The organism is Streptomyces sp. AC602_WCS936, assembly GCF_019049125.1.
Classification (GTDB): domain Bacteria; phylum Actinomycetota; class Actinomycetes; order Streptomycetales; family Streptomycetaceae; genus Streptomyces.
Genome location: NZ_JAGMUF010000019.1, coordinates 1 through 2,700, shown reverse-complemented (window position 1 = coordinate 2,700; position 2,700 = coordinate 1). Strand labels below are relative to the sequence as shown.

The window sequence follows — 2,700 nt, the reverse complement described above, 5'->3', positions numbered from 1 at the left end:
GGCCAGGTCGCGGGTGAGCGGGGCCAGGGACCAGCCGTCGCCGGCGATGTGGTGCAGCAGCAACAGCAGCACGTGCTCGCCCTCGCCCAGCTCGAACACCAGCGTCTTCAGGGGCGGTTCGCGGGTGAGGTCGAAGCTGTGCCGGGCGGCCTCGGCCAGGGCGGCCGGGAGGTCGTCCTCGGTGGTCCGGCGCACCTGAGGCGCGGGCCGGGCCGCCTCGGGGCCGAGCACCAGCTGGTACGGGGTGCCGTCCTCGCCTTCGGGGAAGACGGTCCGCAACGTTTCGTGACGTGCCGTCAGGTCGGCCAGTGCGGCGGTGAGCGCCTCGGTGTCCAGGGTGCCGGTAAGCCGCAGGCCGACGGGCATGTTGTAGCCGGGGTCGCCGCCGGTGAGGCGGCCGAGGAACCACAGCCGGCGCTGGGCGTACGACAGCGGCAGCGGGGCGGGCCGCTCGGCCGCCGGTGCCAGGGCGGGACGGCGGCCGCCGTCGGCCGCGGCGGCGAGGGCCGCCAGGCCGGCCGGGGTGGGCCGCTCGAACAGGTCCCGCAGGGAGATCTCCGCGCCGAGGAGGCTGCGGACGCGGCTGATCAGCCGGGTGGCGAGCAGCGAGTGCCCGCCGAGCGCGAAGAAGTCGTCGTCGGCGTGGACCGTGCCGTCCACCGCGAGGATCTCGGCGAACAGGCCGCACAGGATCTCCTCGCCCGGCGAGCGCGGGGCGCGACCGGCACCTGCCGCGGGGGCGGGGTCGGGCAGCGCGGACCGGTCCAGCTTGCCGTTGGGGGTCAGCGGCAGCGCGTCGAGGACCACGTACGCGGACGGCACCATGAAGTCCGGCAGAGCGCGGCCGAGGGCGGCGCGCACGGCCTCGGTGTCCAGGTCGCCGCGGGCGACGAGGTAGGCCACCAGCCGGTCCTCGCGGGCGAGGACGGCGGCGCGGGCGACGCCGGGCAGCGCGGCGAGCCGGGCCTCCACCTCGCCGGGCTCGACCCGGAAGCCGCGGATCTTGACCTGGTGGTCGGCGCGGCCGGCGAACTCCAGCTCCCCGTCGGCCCGCCACCGGCCCAGGTCACCGGTGCGGTACACACGCGCCCCGGCGGGCCCGTAGGGGTCGGCGACGAACCGCTCCGCCGTCAGCTCCGGACGGTTCAGGTAACCGCGCGCCACACCGGCACCGGCCAGGTACAACTCGCCGGTGACACCGGGCGGCACCGGGCGCAGCGCGCCGTCCAGGACGTAGACCCGGTCGTGGTCGACGGGCCGCCCGACGGGGGCGGCGGCCGGCCAGTCGGCGGGGTCGGCGGGCAGGGTGTGGGTGGTGACGGCGTGGGTCTCGGCGGGGCCGTAGACGTTGTGCAGGCGCCGTCCGGGGACGGCGTAGGCGAAGTCGCGCACCCGGGGGCCGGGCACGAGGGCCTCGCCGCCCTGGAGGACGTCGGTCAGGTGGGGCAGGGTGCGGCCCTGCTCGGCGGCGGCCTCGGCGAGCGCCTCGACGACGAGGTTCGGTGCGAACAGTTCGCTCACGCGTTGCCCGTCGAGCCAGGCGGCCAGCAGCTCGGCGCTGTGCCGGGTCTCCTCGTCGGGCACCACGAGGGTCTTGCCCATGACGAGCGGGGAGAGGATCTCCTGCACGGAGAAGTCGAAGCCGATCGCCGTGAACTGCGCGGTGCGCACCCCGGTGCCGCCGGGGAAGCGGCGGGCGTGCCAGGTGAGCAGGTTGACCAGCCCCGCACCGGGCATGACCACGGCCTTGGGGCGGCCGGTGGAACCGGACGTGTAGATCACATAGGCCGGATGACCGGGCAGCAGCGGAGCGAGCCGGTCATCGTCGGTGAGATCCGCCGCCGCGAACCCGGACAGATCCGCCTCCAGCACCTCCGGCGTGAGAACCAGCGCCGGACCCGCATCCTCCAGCATCAGCGCGATCCGCTCCGCCGGATACGACACATCCACCGGCAGATACGCGGCACCCGACTTCAGCACCGCCAGCAGAGCCACGTACAGCCCCACACCACGCGGCAGCCGCAACGCCACGATCCGCTCCGGACCCGCACCCCGCTCCACCAGATACCGCGCCAGCCGGTTGGCCCGCGCGTTCAACTCCCCGTACGACAACGACTCCCCGCCCACCACCAGCGCCTCCGCGTCCGGAGTACGAGCGGCCTGCTCCTCGAACAGGGCGGGGACACGGGTGCCGGGCTCGGGGCTGGGGGCGGTGGTGGTGTTCCAGTCGGTGAGGACCCGGTGGCGCTCGGCGGGGCCGAGGAGTTCCAGGCGGCCGATGGCGGTGTCGGGGGCGTCGGCGACGGCCCGCAGCAGGCGCAGCAGCCGTTCGGTGAGCGCCTCGGCGGTGGCCCGCTCGAACAGGTCGGTGCTGAACTCCAGGGCGGCGCGGATGCCGCCCGGACCGCCGTCGCCGGACCGCAGTTCGACCATGCTCAGGTGCAGGTCGAACTTGGCGATGCCGACGCCGACCGGCAGCGCCTCGGCGGTCAGGCCGGGCAGGTCGAGGCGGGCCTCGCCGCTGTTCTGGAAGGCGAGCATCACCTGGAACAGCGGGTGGCGGGCCAGGGACCGCTCGGGGCGCAGCCGTTCGACGAGTTTCTCGAAGGGCACGTCCTGGTGGGCGTAGGCGGCCAGGTCCGCCTCCCGGACCCGCTCCAGCAGCTCGCGGAAGGTGGGGTTGCCGGAGGTGTCGGTGCG

General features: G+C 75.0%; 1 protein-coding gene. It reads right to left on the bottom strand.

Going from position 1 to position 2,700, the window contains the following annotated elements:
• Window positions 1-2,700, bottom strand: a 2,700-nt coding sequence (locus KUM03_RS08620; RefSeq protein WP_217246438.1) for a non-ribosomal peptide synthetase, incomplete at both ends; no start/stop codon positions are given.